The organism is Thalassotalea ganghwensis (assembly GCF_053485795.1).
Genome location: NZ_JBQRUM010000104.1, coordinates 1 through 231, shown reverse-complemented (window position 1 = coordinate 231; position 231 = coordinate 1). Strand labels below are relative to the sequence as shown.

Here is a 231-nt window from a genome sequence, read left to right as displayed (position 1 = left end):
TATCACTGTATAAGTCTACTATTTCAGCTTTAGGAAAACGCATTGGGTCGGTCAGTGAAGTGAGGATGCTCACCTCTTTTCCCTTAATCGTTTTTGTGACCAACCTCACTTCAATACCATCGGGTAATTCAGCAAACTTCTTTCTCGCTTGTGCTGTTGTTTTTAGTTTGATGAGTTTGTCTTGACGACCCAAAGAGCGAACGACTTCATACTGAGTTCCTTTTCTCATAG

Annotated in this window: 1 pseudogene; it reads right to left on the bottom strand. The window is 41.1% G+C overall.

Features of this window, described 5'->3' with window-relative positions:
* A pseudogene (locus ACSLUH_RS19720) lies at positions 1-231 on the bottom strand (IS4 family transposase); the annotation flags it as partial.